At 37.0% G+C, this 23,887-nt stretch carries 22 protein-coding genes and 1 other RNA gene; 16 read left to right on the top strand and 7 right to left on the bottom strand.

The annotated features are described in order from the left end of the window. Nucleotides 1–131: 131 nt before the first annotated feature. Together glpK and AC6UDB_RS03195 are read left to right on the top strand one after the other, a co-directional pair. Complete coding sequence (gene glpK / locus AC6UDB_RS03200) at nt 132–1,628, top strand: glycerol kinase GlpK (RefSeq protein ID WP_500709142.1); 1,497 nt, start codon at nt 132–134, stop codon at nt 1,626–1,628. Nucleotides 1,629–1,643: 15 nt separating this feature from the next. Further along, nucleotides 1,644–2,987 carry an RsmF rRNA methyltransferase first C-terminal domain-containing protein gene (locus AC6UDB_RS03195; RefSeq protein ID WP_500709141.1) on the top strand — a complete coding sequence of 448 codons (1,344 nt, stop codon included), beginning with the start codon at nt 1,644–1,646 and terminating at the stop codon, nt 2,985–2,987. 39 nt (nt 2,988–3,026) lie between these two features. On the opposite strand, the gene fni is transcribed toward AC6UDB_RS03195, so the two are convergent. The 4 genes from fni to mvk are packed head-to-tail and all read right to left on the bottom strand — an operon-like array spanning nt 3,027 to nt 7,085. Continuing rightward, the gene (gene fni / locus AC6UDB_RS03190) at nt 3,027–4,052 is read right to left on the bottom strand and encodes a type 2 isopentenyl-diphosphate Delta-isomerase (RefSeq protein WP_500709140.1); all 1,026 of its coding nucleotides are present in this window, start codon (nt 4,050–4,052) and stop codon (nt 3,027–3,029) included. Between the two features lie 9 nt (nt 4,053–4,061). Next, nucleotides 4,062–5,129 (bottom strand): phosphomevalonate kinase, encoded by a 1,068-nt coding sequence (locus tag AC6UDB_RS03185; protein WP_500709139.1) that lies wholly within the window; start codon nt 5,127–5,129, stop codon nt 4,062–4,064. A 16-nt stretch (nt 5,130–5,145) separates the two neighbouring features. After that, complete coding sequence (gene mvaD / locus AC6UDB_RS03180; RefSeq protein WP_500693732.1) at nt 5,146–6,141, bottom strand: diphosphomevalonate decarboxylase; 996 nt, start codon at nt 6,139–6,141, stop codon at nt 5,146–5,148. Nucleotides 6,142–6,152: 11 nt separating this feature from the next. After that, nucleotides 6,153–7,085 carry a mevalonate kinase gene (gene mvk / locus AC6UDB_RS03175; RefSeq protein WP_500709138.1) on the bottom strand — a complete coding sequence of 311 codons (933 nt, stop codon included), beginning with the start codon at nt 7,083–7,085 and terminating at the stop codon, nt 6,153–6,155. 163 nt (nt 7,086–7,248) lie between these two features. Here mvk and AC6UDB_RS03170 point away from each other — a divergent pair, with 163 nt between their 5' ends. The 3 genes from AC6UDB_RS03170 to AC6UDB_RS03160 all read left to right on the top strand — a co-directional run bounded on the left by AC6UDB_RS03170 (nt 7,249) and on the right by AC6UDB_RS03160 (nt 11,364). Continuing rightward, nucleotides 7,249–10,062, top strand: a complete 2,814-nt coding sequence (locus AC6UDB_RS03170; protein WP_500709137.1) for a helicase C-terminal domain-containing protein — start codon at nt 7,249–7,251, stop codon at nt 10,060–10,062. Nucleotides 10,063–10,129: 67 nt separating this feature from the next. Then, nucleotides 10,130–10,633 carry a cell wall elongation regulator TseB-like domain-containing protein gene (locus AC6UDB_RS03165; protein WP_500709136.1) on the top strand — a complete coding sequence of 168 codons (504 nt, stop codon included), beginning with the start codon at nt 10,130–10,132 and terminating at the stop codon, nt 10,631–10,633. 26 nt (nt 10,634–10,659) lie between these two features. After that, a complete protein-coding gene (locus AC6UDB_RS03160) occupies nt 10,660–11,364 on the top strand; it encodes a DnaD domain-containing protein (protein WP_500709135.1) in 705 nt (234 codons plus the stop codon). A 164-nt stretch (nt 11,365–11,528) separates the two neighbouring features. Here the strand turns inward: AC6UDB_RS03160 and AC6UDB_RS03155 are convergent, their stop codons facing one another. Next, nucleotides 11,529–13,835 (bottom strand): PBP1A family penicillin-binding protein, encoded by a 2,307-nt coding sequence (locus tag AC6UDB_RS03155; RefSeq protein WP_500709134.1) that lies wholly within the window; start codon nt 13,833–13,835, stop codon nt 11,529–11,531. A 12-nt stretch (nt 13,836–13,847) separates the two neighbouring features. Continuing rightward, nucleotides 13,848–14,474: a Holliday junction resolvase RecU gene (gene recU / locus AC6UDB_RS03150; protein ID WP_500706511.1), complete on the bottom strand. Its 627-nt coding sequence runs from the start codon at nt 14,472–14,474 to the stop codon at nt 13,848–13,850. Between the two features lie 107 nt (nt 14,475–14,581). Here recU and AC6UDB_RS03145 point away from each other — a divergent pair, with 107 nt between their 5' ends. The 5 genes from AC6UDB_RS03145 to AC6UDB_RS03125 all read left to right on the top strand — a co-directional run bounded on the left by AC6UDB_RS03145 (nt 14,582) and on the right by AC6UDB_RS03125 (nt 18,356). Beyond that, on the top strand, nt 14,582–15,145 hold the full coding sequence (locus tag AC6UDB_RS03145) for an SLOG family protein (protein WP_500709133.1): 564 nt from the start codon (nt 14,582–14,584) through the stop codon (nt 15,143–15,145). 54 nt (nt 15,146–15,199) lie between these two features. Then, the gene (gpsB, locus tag AC6UDB_RS03140) at nt 15,200–15,637 is read left to right on the top strand and encodes a cell division regulator GpsB (protein ID WP_500709132.1); all 438 of its coding nucleotides are present in this window, start codon (nt 15,200–15,202) and stop codon (nt 15,635–15,637) included. A 12-nt stretch (nt 15,638–15,649) separates the two neighbouring features. Further along, nucleotides 15,650–16,026: RNase P RNA component class B (gene rnpB, locus AC6UDB_RS03135), an RNA gene on the top strand. Nucleotides 16,027–16,094: 68 nt separating this feature from the next. Continuing rightward, entirely contained in the window at nt 16,095–17,243 is a 1,149-nt protein-coding gene (locus AC6UDB_RS03130; RefSeq protein WP_500709131.1) for a THUMP domain-containing class I SAM-dependent RNA methyltransferase, read from the top strand. Further along, nucleotides 17,244–18,356, top strand: coding sequence for an NAD(P)/FAD-dependent oxidoreductase (locus tag AC6UDB_RS03125; protein ID WP_500709130.1), 1,113 nt, complete (start codon nt 17,244–17,246; stop codon nt 18,354–18,356). Here the strand turns inward: AC6UDB_RS03125 and AC6UDB_RS03120 are convergent. Next, complete coding sequence (locus AC6UDB_RS03120; protein WP_500695657.1) at nt 18,353–18,757, bottom strand: reverse transcriptase-like protein; 405 nt, start codon at nt 18,755–18,757, stop codon at nt 18,353–18,355. The two genes, AC6UDB_RS03125 and AC6UDB_RS03120, sit on opposite strands and share 4 nt — an antisense overlap. Nucleotides 18,758–18,797: 40 nt before the next feature. Between AC6UDB_RS03120 and AC6UDB_RS03115 the strand changes: the two genes are divergently transcribed. Genes AC6UDB_RS03115 through AC6UDB_RS03090 form a run of 6 tightly spaced genes read left to right on the top strand, consistent with a single transcriptional unit; the run spans nt 18,798 to nt 23,883 of the window. Beyond that, complete coding sequence (locus AC6UDB_RS03115) at nt 18,798–19,193, top strand: EbsA family protein (RefSeq protein ID WP_500709129.1); 396 nt, start codon at nt 18,798–18,800, stop codon at nt 19,191–19,193. 11 nt (nt 19,194–19,204) lie between these two features. Next, complete coding sequence (locus AC6UDB_RS03110; RefSeq protein ID WP_500709127.1) at nt 19,205–20,863, top strand: formate--tetrahydrofolate ligase; 1,659 nt, start codon at nt 19,205–19,207, stop codon at nt 20,861–20,863. Continuing rightward, nucleotides 20,838–21,341 (top strand): signal peptidase II, encoded by a 504-nt coding sequence (lspA, locus tag AC6UDB_RS03105; protein WP_500709125.1) that lies wholly within the window; start codon nt 20,838–20,840, stop codon nt 21,339–21,341. Before AC6UDB_RS03110 ends, lspA begins: the two co-directional genes overlap by 26 nt. After that, complete coding sequence (locus AC6UDB_RS03100) at nt 21,331–22,248, top strand: RluA family pseudouridine synthase (protein WP_500709124.1); 918 nt, start codon at nt 21,331–21,333, stop codon at nt 22,246–22,248. The genes lspA and AC6UDB_RS03100 overlap by 11 nt, the downstream gene beginning before the upstream one ends. A 12-nt stretch (nt 22,249–22,260) precedes the next feature. Beyond that, a complete protein-coding gene (gene pyrR / locus AC6UDB_RS03095; RefSeq protein WP_500693748.1) occupies nt 22,261–22,797 on the top strand; it encodes a bifunctional pyr operon transcriptional regulator/uracil phosphoribosyltransferase PyrR in 537 nt (178 codons plus the stop codon). Nucleotides 22,798–22,809: 12 nt separating this feature from the next. Continuing rightward, a complete protein-coding gene (locus AC6UDB_RS03090) occupies nt 22,810–23,883 on the top strand; it encodes a carbamoyl phosphate synthase small subunit (RefSeq protein ID WP_500709123.1) in 1,074 nt (357 codons plus the stop codon). The last annotated feature ends 4 nt before the right edge of the window (nt 23,884–23,887 follow it).

The raw sequence follows: 23,887 nt of genomic DNA, 5'->3' as shown, positions 1-23,887 counted from the left end.
TGCCTCCTATTAAATCACATGTAAGTATTCTACCATATTGCCTTTGTTATGGTATAACTTCACGTTTGGTATGCTAAATTACTTAGGGTATAATTAACACATAACATTTATTTGAAAAAACGAGGGAAAATATGAGTAGCAAGCAATACATAATGGCAATTGATGAAGGAACGACCTCTGCTCGAGCAATGTTATTTGATCATGATGGCCAGATTGTGGGAAAAGTACAACGTGAGTTTAAACAATCTTTTCCTCATCCAGGGTGGGTGGAACAAAATCCAGTTGAAATTTGGAATGCCGTTGAATCTGTGATTTCTGAGGTATTGATTAACTCTGAAGTTCCTCCCTATAAAGTGCGAAGTATCGGCATTACTAATCAACGTGAAACGACTGTAATTTGGGATAGACGAAGTGGAAAGCCCATCTATAATGCTGTGGTGTGGCAATCAAAACAGACCAGTGAAATTGCTGATCGGTTAATAACTGATGGTTACGCTGATTTAATTCACCAAAAGACGGGACTGATTGTTGATTCTTATTTTGCTGGTACGAAAATTAGATGGATTTTAGATCATGTAAAGGGATCCCAGAGACGGGCGGAGAATGGAGATTTATTATTTGGAACCATTGATTCATGGTTGCTATGGAATCTGACCGGCGGAACCGTTCATGCCACTGATTATACTAATGCTAGTAGGACAATGTTATATAACATCAACGATTTGAAATGGGATGATGATCTGTTAGAGCTCTTCGATATTCCTAAGAAAATGTTACCTAAAGTGAAACCATCGTCACACTTCTTTGGATATACGAAGGGATATTCATTTTTAGGGGTACAGATTCCAATTGCCGGCATTGCCGGTGACCAACAAGCATCATTATTTGGACAATTAGCATTACAACCCGGAATGACGAAGAATACTTATGGAACGGGTGCCTTTATTATGATGAATACAGGAAAGACGCCAAGGTTTTCTAGTAATGGATTGTTAACCACAATTGCCTACGGATTGAATGGAGAAGTTAAATATGCTTTAGAAGGTAGCATTTTTGTGGCTGGATCGGCAATTCAATGGTTAAAGGATGAGATGGGTTTAATTTCATCGGCTAAGGCCTCTGAGCAAATGGCTTATGATGCCAAAACGAGTGACGGAGTTTACGTAGTGCCAGCGTTTACTGGACTAGGGGCACCATATTGGGATCAGGAAATTCGTGGATCGATTTTTGGCTTGACATCATCAACGACGCGTAATCAATTAGTTCGTGCGACCATTGAATCGTTAGGATTTCAAACAAAGGATGTTCTTGATACGATGGTAGAAGAGACTAAGATTCCGGTTAAATCACTAGTAGTAGATGGTGGAGCTGCTAAAAATGATTACTTAATGCAGTTTCAAGCCGATATTTTAAATGATCAAATTGAACGGTCATTAATTTCAGAGACCACGGCACAGGGAGCAGCTTATCTGGCTGGTTTGGCGGTTGGATTTTGGAAGGATATTGATGAAATTAAAAGAAGTAAGCGTGTTGGTACTTTTTTTGAATCACATATGAGTGGCGATAAAAGAAAAAAACTATACAAGGGATGGAAGATGGCCGTGAGAGCTGCCAAGCAATTTGAATAATAAGGACTTATCAGTATGAAATTACCTGAAGATTTTAAAAGTAAATATCATGATCTGTTAAAAGATGATTATCAAAGTTTTATTGATTCTTTTGATGAAGATTCTTACAATGCCTTTCGAACTAATCCGCTCAAAACTAAAGCTGATGTTCGTTTGGATATGACAAGCCCGATTTCCTATACCCAAAATGGTTATTATGGGAAAGTGAGCGGGAAAACCGTCGAGCATCAGAGTGGTTACGTTTACAGTCAGGAACCATCTGCCATGTACGTAGCAGAGGTGGTTGATCCTAGTGTGGGAGATCAGGTATTAGATTTGTGTGCTGCCCCAGGAGGAAAGTCGACCCATTTGGCTGGCATGATGAAAAACAAAGGCTTGCTTGTGTCAAATGAAATTGACCGGAGTCGAGCTAAGGTTCTAGTTGAAAATATTGAACGGTTTGGGGTGTGGGATCCTTTAATCTTGAATGAAGATCCACATAACCTGTCAAAGCATTTTCCAAGGTATTTTGATAAGATCTTGATTGACGCACCATGTTCGGGTGAGGGAATGTTTAGAAAAAATCATAACGCAACAAAATACTGGTCAATTGATTATCCGAAAGAGTGTGCTGTGCGGCAAAAAGACATTGTAAGAGAAGCCGTTAAGATGTTAAAACCAGGTGGACAATTGATTTATTCAACTTGTACTTTTTCACCAGAAGAAGACGAACAGATAATTGCTTGGATCTTAGCTAATTATGATTTTAAGGCTCTCCCGATTAAGAAGTATGATGGGATGATCGACGGAAAACCGGAATGGGCGGATGGAAACGAAGAGTTAACTAAAACGGCTCGTCTGTTTCCTAACTTATTTAAGGGTGATGGTCATTTTATTGCCAAGTTGCAGAGTACAGATGTTGGAAAATCCAAAAAGACTAAACATCAAAGAAGTAATGTCTCAAGTAGTATAAAAAAAGAGTGGAAAGAGTTCTGTAACGTTAACTTTAAGCGCGATTTTTTAACAGAGGATCTTCTAGAATTTGGGAGTACCCTTTATTCATTTAATCCGGCAATTCCCGATTTAGATGGTTTAAAAGTAATGCGACCCGGAACGCCACTTGGAACGATTAAAAAGAATCGGATTGATCCTTCGTATGCATTGGCATTGGCAATTAATCCTAATGACGTAAAAAACATCGTTAAAATTACTGATCATCAGTGGCAGAGTTATGTCCACGGTGACACCGTTGCCGTGGATCCCAACTTAAAGAAAGGGTGGTACTTAATTCAATGTCGCGGAATGAGTGTTGGATTTGGTAAAGTCGTGAATGGGACGTTAAAAAACTTTTTCCCTAAGGGATTAAGGTTTAAAGCATGAAAAAATAAAAAGACCTTCGTTTTTTAAACGAAGGTCTTTTTATTTGCGTTGATTTAAGTAGCTTTGTAATTCTGGACTGGTTACTGATTCACATTGACGCAGTTCACTAATGTTGTGTGCGCCTAGTGCGGTGAAAATGGACTTAATGCCAATAATCCAATCGTTAATCATTTTCACGGTCTCGTCTTCACCGTCATCAATTAGTTTCACCAAAATCTGACTCGCAATGCCAACAGCATCGGCACCCAAATACAATGATTTGACGATTTCCATGGGATTAGTGATGCCACCAGTTGCTACGATGTTCATGCTAGGAACTTTTTGGGATTCAAAGAGAGATTCCACCGTGGTAATCCCCCAGTCTTTAAAATAGTCCATTTCTTTTTGATGACGACGGAAGTTCTCAATTTGAGCAAAGTTAGTTCCGCCACGACCACCAATGTTTACATATTCAACTCCAAGGTCCAAAAGGGTTTGAATTGATTTAGAACTCATCCCGAATCCAACTTCCTTGACGATTACTGGTACTTTAATATTTTGGACAATGTTTGAAATATTGGATAGCCAGTTAAATGAATTTGATCCCTCGGGCATGATGAGTTCTTGAACTGAATTAACGTGGATCTCTAATGCATTAGCTTGAAGAATATCAATTGCTTGCTCAGCCGCTTTTGGGGTTGTCCCAGCACCAATGTTAGCAAAGATCAGTCCATCTGGGTTTTGCTTTCTAATGATCGAAAAGGTATCGATTAGTTCCGGATGTTTGATTGCTACACTCTCTGAGCCGGATGCCATTGCGATTCCACAGCGCCTTGAGATAGAAGCTAGGTGAAAATTTAATTTTTTGGTATACTCACTGCCACCAGTCATCGCCTCAATGTAGAAGGGGACCCTTAAAGGCAGCGAGCCTAATTGAGTTGAGATATCTACATCCTGATATGTCATTTCAGGGAATGTTACTGGCATAAAATGAACCTGATCGAATCCAGCTTCAGATTCCGTATGGTGAAATTTTTTAGCAAGCGAGACGTGTTCATCTTTTCGATGTGACTGTTGGTTAGTCATTTGTTTCTCCTAATTATTATGAATCTTAAGGTCTAGTAGCTCAATTCCATGGCGGTTCCAATCGCTAACAAGATCATCGATATTATCATCCTTATTAATAATGACGATCCCACAATCACCGCCACCAGCTCCCGAAGTTTTGGCTGCACCACCAAAATGATCGGCAATGTCAATTAATTCTTTTAGCTTTGGGGTTTCAATTTCAACGTTGGCAAATTCACCGAGTTTTAAAAGGAGCTTGCGGTTGTTTTCAATGTTCTTTTGGATCATTTCCAGATTAGAACTTTTAAAGCCATTAACAATATTTAAGACACACTCCTGACTGAAGTGAAGAAAGTCTTGATAAAGTTCAGAATTTCTGGCTTTTTTTAGCTCCACTCGATCAACTAGATTTGAAGTTGAAGCGGGTGAACCTGACCATCCAATTAATAATTGTAAATTCTTTGGTGCTGTTAGCGGCATAATTTTTAAACTAGGCCACTTTAAATCTAACAGTTCCACTAAATCCACATCTTTACGGGCATTGGCTAACCACTGTCGGTCAAATGAATGGTAAGCAATCCAACCACCGAATACGCTAGCAGCTACATCGCCTAATGAACCATTTCCTTGAACTTCAAAATGAGCAATTGCGGCTAGCTTGAAGAGTTGCATCGTTGAAAGGTTAATGTCGTAGAATTCGCATAAGGCTTTAACGGTTGCAACCGTGACGGCAGCTGAAGAACCTAATCCGTACTTACGTCCGTCGGCACTATCGAGTTCACTATTTACGATGATATCGTATGTTTTTAAACTTTTATTGAGAGTTTCAACGTATTCTTCAGTTACTTTAATCGCTGAAATGATGTACTGAAAAGGATTATCACGATTATCGAAGACCATGCGATGGCCTAATCTCTTCCAATGGAGCATATTTTCATCGTACTGTTTTGAATAGATGCTTCCAAAATCTGAACTTGCTTTAATGCCAACCCTAACAAAGCGATCACATGCAGCGATGATAGCAGGGTAGCCGGTCTCAACTACTGCATATTCACCAGCTACGTACAATTTGCCAGGTGCTTTTGCGGAAATCATGTAATTAATTACTCCCTTAATTTAAATATTCGATTCCAGGACCTGGAGTGGTAGCAACCACGTTTGATGATCCAAAAGTGCTTTTAAATCGATTTACAACTTGGTTTAAATTATCATGTTGGACTAACACTTTTACATTTGGACCAGCGTCAATTGTAAAATAGCAACTGATGCCATTGTCTCTTAATTCGTGAACAATTTGAATTGCTTTAAGTGTATCTCCATTAAAATATGTAAAAGCTGGATCGGAACTGAACGTGAGGGCGTGCATTTTCATGGCATTTTCTTCAGCAGTGTGGCCCATTAAGTCGAAGTTATGAGTACGAATTGCTTTTCTCATCGTGGTCATGTCATGACTAGTAACTTTTTTCCATGATTGATAGTAAGGGGAGGTGGACTTAGAAATTTTCATACCCTCTCTACTAGAAATCTTTTTTTCGTTTCGATTAATAATAACAGCTACTAGGTTAATGTCCCAATCAATGTCTTCTTCAATTGGAATGGCAAAGGAAGTTTCGTCACTATGACCCTTTTCCCATTTGACGAAACCGCCAAAAATAGAGCGTGTTGCTGAACCTGATCCTCGTCTAGCGAGCCTAGAAAGATCTTTTTTAGAAAGATTCATTCCAATGGCTTTACTAGAAGCGGCAGCGAGAGCAGCAAACCCTGAAGCAGATGAAGCAAGCCCAGCAGCAGTAGGGATATTGTTATTTGTCTTAACATGGGCGTGAATATCAACATTGGCTTTTTTTCGAACGATGTCAAGAAAACTGACAATCTTTTTTCCTTCCGAATCATTAATTAGATGATTGTTAAAAGTGATTTGATCAGAACTTAGAGATGGGTCAAAGCGAACTTCAGTATCGGTATAGAAGTCATTTAAAGTTAAAGACAGGCTACTGTCTTCTGGAATAATGAGTTGACTATTGGCCTTCCCCCAATATTTGATTAGTGCAATATTAGTATGAGCACGAGCCTTCTGGGTTCTATAGATATTAGTATTGTCGGACATAATAAATCTCCTTACTTCATTTCATTTAATGATTGGACCCAAACTCCTTGTGCTCCACTTTGTTTAAGGGTTGTCTTGATTTTTTGCGTGGTGGTTTTAGAATCTGACAGAGCAATAATGCATCCACCGAGTCCGCTTCCCGTTAGTTTAGCACCGAGGGCACCCGCCTGATTAGCAGCATTTACCAGGGTATTAATTTCTGTTGAACTAACTCCCAATTTTGAAAGATCATTTTGGGCCAGATTCATTAATCGGCCAGTTTGTTTGAGTTTATTGTATGTCAGAGAATGTTTAGCTGCTTCAGCTAAATCCCCGAGGTCGTTAATTAAATCATTCGTATTTTGAAAGTTATGGTCCATTTCATCTCTTACCATTGAAACTGCCGTGGAAGTATTACTTGAGATACCAGTATCAGCAATGATGAGATTTCCTGCGTTTGAAACAGGAAAATCGTAAAACTGACCTTTTTCAAATAAGATGGGATTAAGCGCGCTGACGGTTTTAGCGTCAATTCCACTTGGATTACCATGAGTTATCTTTTCCTCTACATCGGTAAATTTCTTAAGCTGGTTAGCGTTTAGTTGATGATTAAAGAAATGAAAAAAGGCTTTGGTAACTGCACTAGCTGTTGCAGCGGATGAACCCATCCCTCTCCCCAACGGAATTGCACTATCAATTTTGATATTAATTGGGATGTTATTAGGATTTAATGATTGGTTAAGACGATTAATAAGTGTCTGTAATCCATTCATTGAAGAAGGGAGAGCACTAATTGGACCATGGTAGTATTTACTGAATAGTTGATTGTTACCATCAGAAGTAATGGTGGTTTTCACTTTAATTTGTGGCACAGGAAAAACAATCGCAGGCTTTTGGTAGACGGCACTGTGCTCACCTAAAAAAATTATTTTTGCATGACTCAACCCGGTTGCAGTCGTGTTCATATTTCAATCGCTCACTTTCCAAACATACCTATTTTATCATAATTTAGAACATGACCAATATATTTTAGAATACTTTACTAATGATTAAATGTTGGTTTATATAAATATTAAGATAAATGTAGTAATATTGTAGTGGAATTAGTTTTAAAGGTAGGTGAGACAGGTGCCCAAGAATACAAAATATGCAGTCGTTGACATGGAGACAACTGGAACGGATGTCTCTAATGGTGACCAAATTATTCAATTTAGTTGTACTTTTGTTCAAGGTGGTCAAGTGGTCGATTCCTACTCAACATATGTTAATAATGGTGAAGCGATTCCTAAAGATATCACCCACTTAACTGGCATTAACGCCCAGACAATTAAAGGAGCACCAACGTTTGATCAGGTTGCTCCCCATATTTATAAGATACTGAGTGGTACTGTCTTCGTTGCCCATAACGTTAATTTTGACTTTCCGTTTTTAAATGCGGAATTAGAAAGAGTGGGTTATCCTGAGTTAGATATTAAAGCCATTGATACGGTCACGTTGAGTCAAATCTTTTTTCCGGAATTAACGGGATATCGATTAAAGGACTTAAGTCATCATTTTGGGATTTCACACACCCATCCGCATTCCTCTAAAAGTGATGCTGACGCAACTGCTCATTTACTGTTAACAATCATGAAGAAGATTGAAAAATTACCCTTAGTGACAATTCAGTCTATTCTTAAGGTTCATCCTGATCTCCCTAGAGATACGGTTCAATTTATTGAAGATCGTGAAGAGATTAAGCGGGAACATTTAAAGAATTTGAATTCGCAATATGTGGTTGTAAATGGGATTGCGCTGAAAAACCAAGTACCATCCTATTCAATCTCAGAGCACAATTTGATAAAGTATCCTAAGACTAAGAAGCAGAAGGAACGCCAATTTATGGGTAAGTTAAATTGGCGAAGTTCACAAAGTAAAATGATGAACTTAATTTATAATAATTATCATGATAAAGAAAACCCCACCTATAATTTATTAATTGAAGCACCAACCGGGAGTGGGAAAACCCTGGGATACCTGATTCCAATGGCTTATTTGGTTAATGAAGGTGAACAGCTAGTGGTCAGTACTTCTACCAATGGACTTCAGGAACAGTTGTATTCTACAATTAAAAGTCAGCTAGAACCGTTACTTAATACTAGTTTTAATGTTGCCATGTTAAAGGGTGTCAATCATTATATTAATCTAGAACGGTTTAGCAAAACACTTCAATTTCACGATAAATCTAAACAGTCACAATTCATGAAAGCACGAATCTTGGTATGGCTCACTGAGACAAGCACGGGTGATCTTGACGAATTAAATCTTCCCAATGAAGTTCCATTTATTGATCAAATTAATTATCAAAATTCTCATGTGGAGACGGATAAGAAGAACTCTTTTCGGGATGTTGACTTTTTACTCGCTCAATTGAAGCGGGTGGAACGTGCTGATATTGTTATCGTTAACCATAATTATCTTTTTGAGAATAGTCGTCAATTAAGTAATTACATGACTTCAAAGCCATACTTAGTGGTTGACGAAGCTCATAAGCTTGCTGACGTTGCGTTTTCATCGCAAGAAAAAGTCATTAAATTCAATACTTTAAAGAAAAATATTGGAAGGCTTAAGAATGATTTATTCCAAACCCACGGGCTAAATTTAAATGAAATCTTTTCTGATGACGTTGATGAGTTAAATCGACTTAATGGGTTAGATTCGCAGCTAGATGCTGTTTTTGATACGAATCAGTTGATTTTACAGGATTTTAGGGTCAAATTCATGAAACCCGTTACTACTCGGCGTTCTGAGTCTTCGATTAGTGCGAAAGAACTACTTCAATTTGTGAAAGCCCATCAAGGTCAAATAGACCATTTGACTCATATCAACGTAAAATTAGAAGAATTTATAAATGCCTTCAAAAAGTTAGTTAAGAAGGAAAAGAATCGTTGGACGATTTCTGATCGAGCTTTGATTGAGAAGTTTGAACGTCATTTACTTACAATTACTGATTACATTGATAGTGTTAACGTGGACCAAGTTAAGCAAAGGGTTAGTGAGCGATCCTCTTTTTACTGGATCTATTATACAGAGGATCTAGATCCTAATCATGTCATCCTCATGACTGGCGATTTTGCTTCCAAAAATAAGTTAAAGGAAAATATCTATCACTATTTTAAGCCAGCAATTTTTACTGGTTCGACGTTGTTTACATCAAAAAAGTCACAGTATATTTTTGATCAGCTTGATTTAAGTCGGAGTGATACGAGAATGAAACGGCTAAAATCTTCTTTTGATTATTCCAAGCAAACTGAAATGATGATTTCTGAAACGACACCGATGCCGCCTAGTGTAGATAATGATGAATATATCTCTTATCTGGCTAACTCAATTTGGAAGCTTATTAACGCTAATGGAGTACCAACGCTAGTACTGTTTAACTCATTGGATATTTTGAAAAAAGTGTACGAAAAATTAGATCAGAACAATAACGGTAATTTTATGATTCAAGCCGCCGGTGTTTCTGGGAGTCAAGAAAAAATGATCAAAAGGTTTGAGTCAACCAAGGATGCAGTTCCGGTAATACTTGGAGCTAATGGTTATTTTGAGGGTGTTGATTTTCCGGATAATTTACTCAAGCAACTCATTATTACCCGGATACCGTTTGAATCTCCCAATAATCCGGTTGTTTCAAGTCGGGCTAAGTTTTTAAAGGAACAAAACAAGAATCCATTTTATAATTTTGACTTACCAGAAGCTATTATCAAAACTAAACAAGGTGTGGGAAGATTGATTAGAAGCTCAACTGATTATGGTATCATTAACTTTTTGGACAGTCGTTTGATTGACAAACGGTATGGTAAGCAAATCATCGATGCGCTTCCCTCTGATTTACCAATTAAAACGGGGTCGATCGCTAAGATTGTTAAAGATGGTCAAGATTTCTTTAATAAGAGGGATTAATTAATTATTAAACAAGGAAAGTTTGCTATAATGATGCATGTAAAAGCTAAATAAAAGAGGAATTTTCATGTACAGAGAACAATTAAAACGAAAAAGGACTCATCGGATTCAATGGATAACTGTTGCGGTGATCGTTCTAATCATTCTGGGTGTTATTATTTTCTTTCATGTTGCTAAAGCACCCCAATTACGCGCTCGTTCTCATGTCACTACGGTAGCAGAAAATAGTGCTGGATTTCATAATATTAATCATTTCTATTCGTCTAATTTAAATAAGACATACTATTCAGTTGGTGGTTATAATAAACAAAATCAGTATGCGTATGCCATCTTACCTAAGAACGGGAAAAGTATGCAGGTAGTTACCCAAAAGAGTGGGATTACACAACAGGAAGCAGAAAAGACGGCTCAAAAAATTGGGAAAGCCTCTAAGATTATTAACACCGGGCTTGGGATTTATCAAGATCAGCCAGCCTGGGTGGTTTCCTATTTAAATCAGAACAATCGAATGAACTACGTCACGGTAAATTATAAGACGGGCAAGATTGTGCAAACCATTAAGAATTTGTAATGATGAATTATTGAAGGAGGAATAAAATGAGTGAAAATTTAGAGCGCTATTTAGAAAGTGGTTCAATTAGCGTTTCTGGTTTTTTATTGCAGCATTTCTCTGAGTTTGGGATGAGCCCAACTGAATTAGTGGTCTTCTTGGAGTTAGTACTAGCTCGTTCTAAAGGGGATTTGTTTCCAAGTGCTACTGAGTTGTCGAAAGCAACTGGTTTAAAAGAGGACGATATTTATAATTTATTACATCAATTAGTTACTAAAAAGATTATCAACATTTCTAGTACGAAGTCTGGGAAGGACGAATATAAGTTTGATCTTTTAAATCATAAAATGGACAAGTTGCTTGATTCTACATCGTTAGTAAACACTAATAATCATGCTCAAAAAGAGCGTAACAAACAAAGTAATGATATTAAGGAACGAAAAGGATTATTTAAAAAAATTCAAGAGGAATTTGGTCGGCCATTATCTTCAATCGAGTTGGAAACAATCAATCAATGGCTTGAACAAGATCATTACTCACCAAAGATTATTGAATTAGCCCTCAAAGAGGCGGTGCTAAGTCAGGTTTATAGTTTGAAGTATATGGATCGAATTCTTTTGAATTGGCAGCATCGCAACATTAAAACCGCTGCACAAGTTCAGGAAGCCAATGAACAGCGACAGAGAAATTTAAACAGTGATCAACCAAGAAAACCAAAACAAAATATTCCGATTTTTAAAATTAATCAATGATGCATGGATGTAAAAGATCTATGCATTTTTTTGTGGTTAAATGATTAAAATTCAGGTGAAAAGTTAAAAGTTACTTTAACTTAATTAAAAAAACAAAACAACAACAAAAAAGACCCAAGCCACATAAATCATAAAGTGGATGAGTCTTAAAGAGAATATTCAATTTATTGATTTGGAGTAGAAGTGCTTGATGATTGACTATTATTAGAAGCAGGAGTGCTCTGATTATTGTTGTCTTGATTATTTGATGATTCAGAAGATGATTGATCATTAGGTTTGCTTGATTCAGATGGCTCTTCAACCTTAGAACTAGACCCCGATGACGTCTGACTTGAACTAGAATTATCGTCAGATGATGAACTGTTGGAGTCTTTTGAACTTGATGAATTTGAGACAACTGAACGATTCTTGGATGCTTGTCCAGATTGACTAGCATTATTAGCTGAAACCGCGGTTCCCATGTGGCCTTCGATATAGTATTCGTTTACGCCATCTCGTTTGGTTTCAATCACATTATCCGGCTTCTGCCAATCAATATTAGGTTTATTAGTAGATGCCTGTGACATTACTTCTTTGTAGTAGGTTTGAGCAATTCGTGTTTGTGGCTCGGAAATATAGTTTCCAGGTTTAAACTGGTGGTCATATCCGGTCCAAATAGAAAGTGAGAAATTCTTCGTGTACCCACTAAACCATGAATCCATTGATGATTGGTCAGGCACTTTCTTAATCCAATCGTCTGGATATTGAGTAGTACCAGTTTTACCAGCTTGATAAAGTCCAGGGATCTTAGCAGCAGTTCCAGAACCATTAGGGGAAGTCATGACGCCTTTGAGCATGTCATTTATCATAAAGGCAGTATCTGGTGACATGGCTCGATGCCCCTTAGGGCTGTATTGCTTTTCAGATCCGTTGACATTAACTACTTTATTGATTAAATATGGTTTGTAATACGTCCCACCATTTGCAAATGCAGCATACGCAGCTGCTTCCTGCTCTGATGAGATATAGGCACCAATTCCGTTTTGTAGTTCAAGTGGTTTATTAAATGTCATTCCTAATCCAGCTAAAAAGTCTTGTGATCGTTGGATTCCAACCTGTTGAAGGGTTCTGATCGCAGGAATATTACGTGATTCAACAAGTGCTTTTCGCATCGTGATGGTACCTTCGTGCTTATTGTCAAAGTCTTGAAGTTCTTTATTTGTTCCGGGATACGTGAAGGGCGTGTCTTGAACGGCTTGATAAGTTGGCCATTTTAAGTATTCAATTGCTGGTCCATAGTCCATTAGTGGTTTCATAGTTGATCCACTTGAACGATCGGTTTGAATTGCACGATTTAATCCAAAGGCAATTTTTTGTTTTCTTGATCCAAGCATCGAAACCACTTTACCGTTATTGGAATTTACCATCGTGGCACCAATTTGGAAGTTATTGTTAGGAAATTGAATAGGTGAGTTGGGATCGTTGGCCAGTTTATACATTTGTTTTTGAGTGTCCATATTCAGATTTGTATAAACCTTATTTCCAGCATTTAATTTGTATCCCTTTTGGTCTAGTTCTTGAACAACTTGTTGGATATAGGCATCGGCATACTTCTCATTTTTTGCGTATGGAGACGAATTTGAATTGTGTTGTTTAACCAGACCATCTTGAATACTGGTCTTTTCAGCTTCACTAGCTTGCTCCTTAGAAATCACTTTATTGTTAGCCATTGCTTCTAGAACTTGATTTCTTCGTTCAGTTGCTAACTTAGGATTTGTATAAGGATTATATTGAACAGGAGCTTGAGGTAAACCAGCCAAAAAAGCCGTTTGTGGGAGGTTAATTTTCTTTAATGGTTTATTGAAATAATAATCGGAAGCAGTTTGCATTCCGTAAGCATTATTACCCATGTAAACCTTGTTGATATAAAACTCTAAAATTTGTTGTTTACTATAATCATGGTCGACTTTGACCGCTAACCAGGCTTCTTGAGCCTTGCGTTTTAGCGTTTGGTCCGAGGCCTTAGTCGAAAAGACTGATAATTTGACTAATTGTTGGGTAAGGGTACTGCCACCTTGTAAACCACCTTGGCCACGAAGATTTGAAAAGGCTGCTTCAACAATTCTGGCAGGATCAACCCCATGATCTTTATAAAAATGACGATCTTCAATTGAAATAATCGCATTTTTTAGGTTATCAGGAATCTGATCTTGTTTCACGTAGTCCCGATTTTGGGCACCTAAACGTGAAATTATCTTACCACTTGAATCATATATCGTCGTTGAATTATCACTAGAGAGGGTATTATAAGATATCTTTGGAGCACTGGCTGCATAATAAGTAAAAAGCCCTGCTCCACAAATAAGTATGGCAACGATTACTGCCAAAATCCATAAAATGATTTTTTTCCAAAGCTTCATCTTTTTCTTTCGTGGTTGCTGATGGTGCTTAAACCTTTGTACCCTAGAAATATTTTCATCTGAATCAGCCATTAGACTTCTCCTTTACATATTGTTCTTATTATCGATAATTTGATCAACCGCTCTGAGGTATGGAATCAAGGGTTGAAGATGGTACTTAATTTGGTACGCATTATCCTGAAGCTCTATTTTTGAAATTGACTTTCTTCCGCCCTGATTTTGTCGGTCCCAATAATAGAATAGATTCGGTCCTTCAAGCACAAAAAGTTCATTACTTTTAACAAATTTTATCATTGCAAAGGTGATCCCACCTAATTTGGTGCATTTTTTCATGTGTTCAATTTGATGTTTATGAAAGTTACTAAGAGGAAAAGAAGTGGTACTAGTAGTTTCTTTAGCATCAAAATCAATATATTTGCCCCGATAAATACCATTATAGTCAGTTGTAGAAGCATGCTGGAAATATGCCTCCTTAATAACGGCTGCACTACGTTTGGGGTAGTCAACATTTACAATTTGAATTGGGGTAGGTTTTTTATGAACCACTGCAATATCCCTTTCCAAATAATATTGGTTGCTTTCATTTAATTCAGCTTCAAGGGACATCCCCCGATCACCGTACTTAATGGTAGATTTATTTTTTTTAATGATAAGTTTACTTGATTTACTGGTACTTCGATAGGAATTACCGTTAGGATAATGGAAATTCATTGTATAACCTCAATCCATTTATTAAAAATGATCATGTTATCATATACGTAGTATATTATAGCAATTGTAGGTAACTTGGAGAAATAATTATTGAAAGGTGGATAGAAATGAGCCGCGTTTGGGTATCAGGGTACCGGAGTTATGAATTAGGAATCTTTCAAAATGATGATCCTAAGTTAAAAATTATTAAGCAAGCTTTGTTTGATCAACTTTCACAGTTAATTGAAAATGGATGTGACTGGATTATCACCGGCGGACAGCTCGGAATTGAACAATGGACGGCCGATGTTTCTAAAGAACTTCAAAAAAAGTATCCACATGAATTTCAATTAGCAGTAATGTTACCATTTAAAAAATTTGGGTCAAACTGGAATGAAGATAATCAAGCAAAATTAAATCGAGCAGTTTCTAAAGCTGATTTTTCAAGTTCAGTAAGTGATCATTCGTATGATTCACCTAAACAACTAAAAAATTATCAACGATTTATGCTCACGCATACAGACCAGTCATTATTAGTGTATGATCCAGAAAATGAAGGTAAAACTAAGTATGACTATCAAGCTATTCACCAGTTTCAAAAAAATCATGCATATCCGATGCAATTGGTCGATTTTGATCAGTTACAAGATCTTGCTGATGATTATCAAAGACAGTTAAATGATGACTTTTAGTTTTATTTCTGATAAAATAGAATTATGCGGAAATGATTGGTGAGGTGTGCATTAATGGAAAATATTAATTTTACTCCAAAACAAATTCTACAAAAGGAATTTAAGCAAAAAATGCGGGGTTATGATCCTGCTGAAGTTGATACTTTCTTGGATAGTATCATTAAGGACTATGAGACTTTTCAACGTGAGATTGATCAGTTAGATCAGGAAAATCAAGATCTAAAGTTAAAAGTTGACGAATTATCTCGTCAGGTATCAATGGGATCGAGCACACAAAGTACTCAACGTCCTATCGAACGTTCAAGTGCTCCTCAACGGGCACCAGAAGAAACAACTGCTGAGCAGACTAAACCTGAGGAAGCACCAAAGAATACTGCTTCAAGTCAGCCGGCTCAAGGTCAGAATCCTACTGACATGGATATTTTAAAACGGTTATCCAGCTTAGAGCGTCGTGTATACGGCGAGGATTCAGATAAATCTAATAGGTTTTAAAAACTTGGTGCAGGTCCTGAGTAATCGCGGTCAACAATTGTTGGCTGAGGAAAGTCCACTCTCGCACAAGCTGAGATGCTTGTAGTGTTCGTGCTCGGTGAAAAAATAAGCCGAGGGATCATTGATTTGATTACGGCGAAAGAAAGAACTAAGGTAATTGCTATGCTCTAGTATTTCATAAAGTGCCACAGAAACGACTAATTTGAGAAATCAAATTATTGGAACGCAGTAAACCCCGCGAGCGGGAAACCCAAACTTTGGTAGGGGAGCTTCACACACGGAAATTGAACCAAGTGTGGGGGAAGAACAATTTGTTCTTGAGATAGATGATTACTACTTAACCACTTTTTCCTGAAGTTGTGGTTAAGAACAAAACATGGCTTATAGGGGCCTGCACCATTTTTCAGGTTGAGTGGGATCTTCCCACTCTTTTTTTATATAAAAGGGAATGAATAAAATGAAAAAATTTAATTTAATGGCAACTTGTTCTGCTGGTTTAGAAGGCTTAGTGAGAGATGAGTTGCGGGAATTGGGATACGATCCAGAAGTTAAGAACGGAATGGTTCTTTTTACTGGAACGATTACTGACATTATTAAGGCTAATTTATGGTTAAGAACTGCAGACCGAATTAAAATTATTGTGGGTCGTTTTAAAGCGACAACTTTCGACGAGTTGTTTGAGAATACTAAGAGGTTGGATTGGGAAGACCTTATCCCGATGGATGGAAAGTTTCCAGTTGAGGGACGTTCACAAAAATCAGTTCTTCATAGTGTTCCGGACATTCAAGCCATTACTAAAAAAGCAATCGTTGAAAAGATAAGTAAATTTTATCATCGCCGCACCAGATTACCTGAATCAGGGGCACTATATCCACTTGAAGTTCGGGTTAATAAAGACGAAGTTATGGATACACTAGACACTACTGGCTCTAGTTTGTTTAAACGTGGATACCGAGTTGCAAAGGGTGAAGCCCCATTAAAAGAAAATATGGCCGCAGCTCTAATTCTTTTAACAAATTGGCATCCCAAACAAATGCCATTTCTGGATCCAATGTGTGGGTCGGGGACCATCCCAATTGAAGCGGCTTTAATTGCTAGAAATATTGCACCAGGTTATAATCGTGAGTTCGTATTTGAACACTGGGATTGGGTGGATCCAGAACTTGTAAAGAAAGTGCGTGCCGATGCAGATTCAAAAGCTGATTATGACACTGAGTTTGATATCATGGCCTCCGATGTTAATGAACAAATGATTAATTATGCCAAAGTAAACGCTGAGGAAGCTGGTTTACTTCATGACATTCAGTTTAAACAAGTGGCCGTCCAAGACTTTCATACCGATAAACAAGATGGGGTTTTAGTTACTAATCCGCCATATGGTCAAAGAATGGGTAATACTAAAGAAGCAGCTCAGCTTTATCATGACATGGGAAAGGTGTTTATTCCTATGAAAACTTGGTCTAAGTATTACTTAACCAGTGATTTAAATTTTGAAAAAGAATATGGCAAAAAAGCCACTAAACGACGTAAATTGTATAATGGACGAATCAGAACGGATTATTTCCAATACTGGGCTGAACAAACTTTTAACAAGAAGGACAAGTAATTGAAAAAGAAAATTGCGATTATTGGTGGTGGAATAGTTGGTTCCACCCTTGCATATTACCTAAGTCAACTTCCAAATGCTGATGAACGAGAGGTAACGATGTTTGACGATAGTTATGGGCAAGCAACCAAAGCTGCTTCAGGAATCGTATCACCATGGTTGTCGAAACGTAGAAATAAACAATGGTATAACTTAGCAAAGGCTGGAGCTAAGTTGATTCCTAAAATTGCTGATCAAACTCAAATGAATTCAGCAACTTTTAATAGTAGTGGGACCATCATTACAAGACAAGATAATAACGATTTAGATGACCTCTATGCTTTAGCTAAAAGAAGGGCTCAAACAACTCCTGAGATGGGAAACATAATGAGGTTAGATAAAAAAGAAGTGCAAAATAAAATTCCCATTCTTACGATTACTCACCCAGGAATTTTTGTTTCCGGAGGTAGTCGGATTAATGGGAATCTCTTCTGCAAGCATTTAGTTGCAATCGCCCAAAAACGAAATTTGACTCTTTATAAGGGCAGAGTGATACTTACTGGTGACCATACCATTAGTTTTAAAGATCAACTATTAAGTTTCGATCAAATTGTCATAGCTACCGGTGCTTGGGTAAAAGAAACACTTGATCCTCTTAACATTAAAGTAAAAGTCAGACCTCAAAAAGGACAACTGGTAGAATTAAAAGTATCTGATATTCCAGCTCATGAGAACATGCCGGTGATGATGCCAGAAGGAGAATATGACTTTATTCCGCTTGGACACGGAAAATTGATTATTGGAGCTACTCACGACGATGAAAAGGGCTTTGATTTAAAAGAGGAACCAAAGGTTAATGATGAATTGCTTAATTCAGCCAAAAAATTAATTCCTACCTTGGATTATTCTGATATTATTGGTAGTAGAGTGGGAACGAGAGCTTATACAGATGACTTTGCTCCCTTCTTTGGTTCAATCCCCAATTACAAAAAATTGTTGATCGGTAGTGGTCTTGGATCGTCGGGTCTAACTACTGGACCAATGATTGGAAAATTATTATCGGATTATATCGTTTTTGGCACTACTAAAGACTGGGATATGTACGAAAAACCAATCTCTAACTACGTTAATTAATTAGAATGAAGAGCTTGAAAAGCTAATTCGTGAGCACCTAGATTTTGAGTGTCTGGAATCCATTTAGTTAACACCATTGCGAAATGATTTTGTAATTTAACGATTTCATCAACGTATTTTTGATAATGTTTGGCGTATTGTTTATTAAGACTGTCGCTTAAAATGGAACTGTCAGTGTAGTACAGGACAGTAATATCACTTGGATGCTTGTTAATACTATTTAAATGATCACAAAGCTCTCTTAGGGCAGTGAGGCATGCTTTGAATTCACCAATATGATTATTCTTTGCTTTACATTGCTTTTTAATTTGAATTTGTTGTTTTTGATGAAGAATTAAAATTCCAATTCCACATTGATTACTTTTAGGTTTAATGGCTGCATCAGAATATAATTTATACATTAATAAATTACTCCATTCGTTTAATAAAGAGGTTTAGACTATGATAACTCAAAAGAGAAAATTTTTGTATCAACCAAGTATCACTACTAGTATTATCTGCTGGAGTTGGACGTTTATTGTTTTGCTAATTGGGGTGATCATTTGGTTAGAAATAACTCACTTTCAAGAAATTACATTAGGTTTTTTTATTGTTTTTATCCTACTATCATGGATTCAAATTCACTTTAGAAAGTTAATCTTATCAAATAAGACGTTAACAGTGCGGAGCGTGTTTCATCCCAAGGGGATTCAAATGAATATTAAGGACATTATTGATATTCATTCCAAAAAATTTCAATTATCTTTCAACTATAAGAATAAAAACTATAATTTTATACTTCCCAACAATTCTATCATCGAATTAAAAGAAGCTTTTAGCACTGAAGTAAAAAAATAGAGGGTGTATGAATGAAAACTGACGTTGAAATATCACAGGAAAGTCAATTAGATCCGATTCAAGATATTGCAAGTAAACTTTCGATTCCCAAAAACGAAGTTGATCCATACGGAAAGTACATGGCAAAAATATCAGGTAATACTCGTGATCGACATACTAAAAAGAAACTGATTTTAGTAACTGCTATTAATCCCACTCCGGCTGGAGAAGGGAAATCCACTGTATTAATTGGTCTTGGCGATGCGTTAAATCAACTAAATAAAAAAGTTGCCATTGCTTTGCGGGAACCTTCTATGGGTCCTGTGATGGGAATGAAAGGTGGAGCAGCCGGAGGCGGATTTGCTCAAGTTGAACCAATGGTGAACATTAATCTTAATTTTACGGGAGATATTCATGCTTTAACTTCTGCTAATAATACTCTAGCGGCACTGATCGACAATTCGATTCAACATGGAAATCCTTTACATTTAGATCCACGTAAAATTCAGTGGCACCGAGCGATGGATGTTAACGATCGTGAACTAAGAAATATGGTGATTGGACTAGGTGGGTCTAAGTCCGGCGTTCCTAGAGAAGAGCATTTCGAAATCACAGCTGCAAGTGAATTAATGGCCATTTTGTGTCTATCAACTGATTTAAATGATTTAAAAGAACGTATTAAGAATATTTTAATTGGATACACTTATGATAATGAACCAGTTTTTGTTTCAAATCTGGGGGTTGAAAGTGCTTTAACAATTATTTTAAAAGATGCGATTAATCCTAATCTAGTTCAGACGTTAGAACATACCCCAGCGTTTGTTCACGGAGGACCGTTTGCTAATTTAGCTATGGGGTGTAACAGTGTTCAAGCTACTAATGCAGCTCTTAAAGTTGCTGATTATACGTTAACTGAAGCAGGATTTGGTTCTGATCTAGGTGGTGAGAAATTCATGGATTTGGTAGCACCACACTTAAACGCAGATCCGAATGCAGTCGTAGTAGTTGCATCAATTCGTGCTCTAAAGTTCAATGGTGGGATTAGTAAAGAAAACTTAGCCACCCCAAACGTGGAAGCATTAAAATCTGGAGTAAAAAATCTTGATCATCATATCCAAGCAATGAAATCTTTTAACAAGCCAATTATCGTCGCCATTAACCAGTTTAATGATGATGCTCCTGAAGAAATTAAGTGGTTAAGTGATCATTTAAGGAAACAAGACGTAGAATTTGGTATTAGCAAATCATTTCTTGAGGGTGGTAAGGGTTCAATTGACCTTGCTCAGAAATTAATCAAACTTGTTGATAATAATACATCCATTAATCGAGTTTACAATGACGAGGACTCCTTGATTGATAAAATTAATAAAGTCGCTAAAAAGATTTATGGAGCAAAGGACGTCGTGCTTTCTGGGAAAGCCATGAAGCAATTAAAGGGCATTGAAAAAAATGGATGGGATAAACTACCGATCTGTATTTCTAAAACTCAATATTCTTTATCAGATAACCCCAAAAAATTAGGCGATCCAAGTGGGTTTACTTTGCATATTACTGAATTATTGCCGAAACTAGGAGCAGGATACATTGTGGCGATGGCTGGAAAAGTAATCACTATGCCGGGATTGCCTAAGCATCCAGCTGCAGCAGAAATGGATATTGATAAAAATGAAAAAATCACCGGATTATTCTAAAAAACAAATCTTGGCATGGATATGTTTGGCACTAATGTTTTTTATTCTCCTGATTTTTGATCAAATTTCGAAATGGTGGATTCGGATTAACATTCCACTTGGAAAAGAAATTCCATTCGTTCCTGGAGTTATATCATTGACTAATATTAATAACACAGGTGCTGCTTGGAGTTTTCTTGCTGGGAAATCTGTCATCTTTGAATTCATCGCCACTGGAGCTGTTTTGGTTTTTATGATATTTATTTACATCGAAAGATATCATATCGGATACTTGTTTGGTTTAATATTGATGTTGGTTGGAACGATTGGTAATTTGCTAGATCGGTTGTTTCTAGGAGCAGTTACCGATATGATTCAATTAGATTTTATAAATTTTCCAATTTTTAATATAGCTGACTCCTGTGTCACGATTGGTGTGATCGTCCTGTTCTTAGTTATCGTATTAGCAAAACCTGAGAGTGAGAAAAATGCAAAATAGAGAATTTAAAGCTGATAATGAAAACGAGCGACTTGATAAATTGGTTTCGGATCACTATGAAGATTTAAGTCGTAGTCGTGCAAATGAATTGATCAAGGATCATTTAATTTTAGTTAATGGTGATACTAAAAAGCCAAAATACAAATCCCAAAATAATGACCTCATTCAAATTTCTATCCCTGAGCCTAAACAAATGAATTTAGTACCAGAAAACATTAAGCTGGATATTATTTATGAAGATGATCAGGTAATTGTGGTCAACAAACCACAAGGTATGGTAGTTCATCCAGCTCCCGGTCATCCTGATCATACGTTAGTTAATGCGCTGTTATATCATACAAAATTATCTTCTATTAATGGAACAGTCAGACCAGGAATTGTTCATCGCATCGATAAGGATACTTCTGGATTGTTGATGGTAGCTAAGACCGATATTGCTCATAGATCATTGTCCAAACAACTAAGGGAAAAAACTAATCGCAGAAAGTATTTAGCGTTGGTTCATGGTAATATTAATGAAGAACGCGGTACCATTGATGCTCCGATTGGTAGATCTTTTAAAGACCGCAAGAAACAGGCAGTAATTCCCGGCGGAAGGAATGCCATCACTCATTTCCACGTTCTTGAACGGTTTGGTGGGAAATATACTTTAGTGGAATGTCAGTTAGAAACCGGAAGAACTCATCAAATTAGAGTCCATATGAAATATATTGGTCATCCACTCGTTGGCGATCCACTTTATGGACCTAAAAATACCATTAAAGGGAAAGGACAGTTTTTACATGCTGCTGAACTGGGATTTAAACATCCAGTTACACATGAAGAACTCAATTTTAAAGTTCCAGCACCACCAATTTTTCAAAAAACAATCGATCAATTAAGAAAACAGTATTCTGATATCAGTTAAGGAGTGACATTTATGGCAAAAGAGAAAGTTGTAGTTGATGGCATGGCCATGCAACGTGCTTTGACACGAATCACTTATGAAATTATTGAGAAAAATAAAGGTATCAACGACTTAGTTTTAGTTGGTATTAAGACTCGTGGAGTTTATTTGGCAAGAAGAATTGCTAAACGCTTGGAAAAACTTGAAAATGCTAAAATTCCGGTTGTGGAACTAGATGTAACCAAATATCGTGATGACTTAAAGAACCGAAAAACAAAGCCTAATCCAACTAATAATGATGGGGTAGACATTAATAATAAAAATGTAATCCTAGTTGATGATGTGTTATACACTGGTCGGACTGTCCGGGCAGCATTAGGAGCAATCAATGAAATGGGAAGACCGAAGAGAATTGGTTTAGCTGTATTAGTTGATCGTGGTCATCGTGAACTACCAATTCGGGCTGATTTTGTTGGGAAAAATATTCCTAGTTCAAAGGACGAAAAAGTTAATGTCTTGGTTTCAGAAATTGATGATCGTGATTCTGTCGAAATCGTTTCTAATAAGTAAGGGACCTTCATTATGACTAAAAGATATTTAATCCTAAATGATGGCACTTCATTTGTGGGAAAATCGATGGGGGCTGAATCAACCGTAACGGGCGAGATTGTTATGAATACGAATCTTAATGGCTACCAGGAATCAATCACAGATCCAATTTATCACAATCAAATCGTGGCATTCACACAGCCTTCAGTTGGAAATATCGGAATCAATCGAAAAAACTATGAGTCTATTTTGACATCAGCTAAGGGTGTGGTTGTTCATCATAGTGAGGATATTTCAACTAGTTACTTAAAAAATATATCTTTAGATACATTTCTTAAGCAACGTAATATTCCGGGGATAACTGCAATTGATACTCGTTATCTTTTGAAATACATTATGGCACATGATATTTCAAAAGCGAGTCTCGTTGATGTTAATGATGAACATGCATTTGATCAGTTAAATGCAGCCGTTTTAAGTAATCAGCAGATTCAACAGGTTGCCACACCCAAACCTTATTTGGTCCCTGGGAATGGCAAAACCGTTGCGGTACTTGATTTTGGCTTAAAAGAAGGGATTATTCGTCAATTATCTCAAAGGAATTGCAATGTAATTGTGCTTCCCTTTGACACTTCATACCAAGAAATCATTGATCTTGACCCAGAAGGAATTATTTTATCAACAGGGCCTGGATCTCCGCACGAAATTGATGAAAGTGTTTTAAAGACGATTTCTAAATTAGAACAGGCACTTCCAGTTTTTGGTATGGGATTAGGGCATGAATTGTTAGCTATGGCTAATGGAGCCAGTGTTTATCGAATGAGACTTGGACACCATGGAAGCAATCATCCCATTCAAAAAATTATTACTAATCAAATTATTTATGCTAATCAAGCTCAGGATTATGCCGTAGATCCAAATTCTATCGACACATCAAAACTAATTGTGACATACATAGACTTAATCAATGGAACAGTTCAGGGAATTAGGCACCGTGACTATCCAAGTTTCTCAGTTCAATTTTCTCCGGATGGGTCTAGTGGTCCAACTGACAGTATTGACTTATTTGATGAATTTCTAGAAAGTATCACAGCTCATGGGAGATAGCCTA

Source organism: Fructilactobacillus sp. X3R2C1, assembly GCF_059901235.1.
This window is presented reverse-complemented; position numbering and strand designations above follow the sequence as displayed.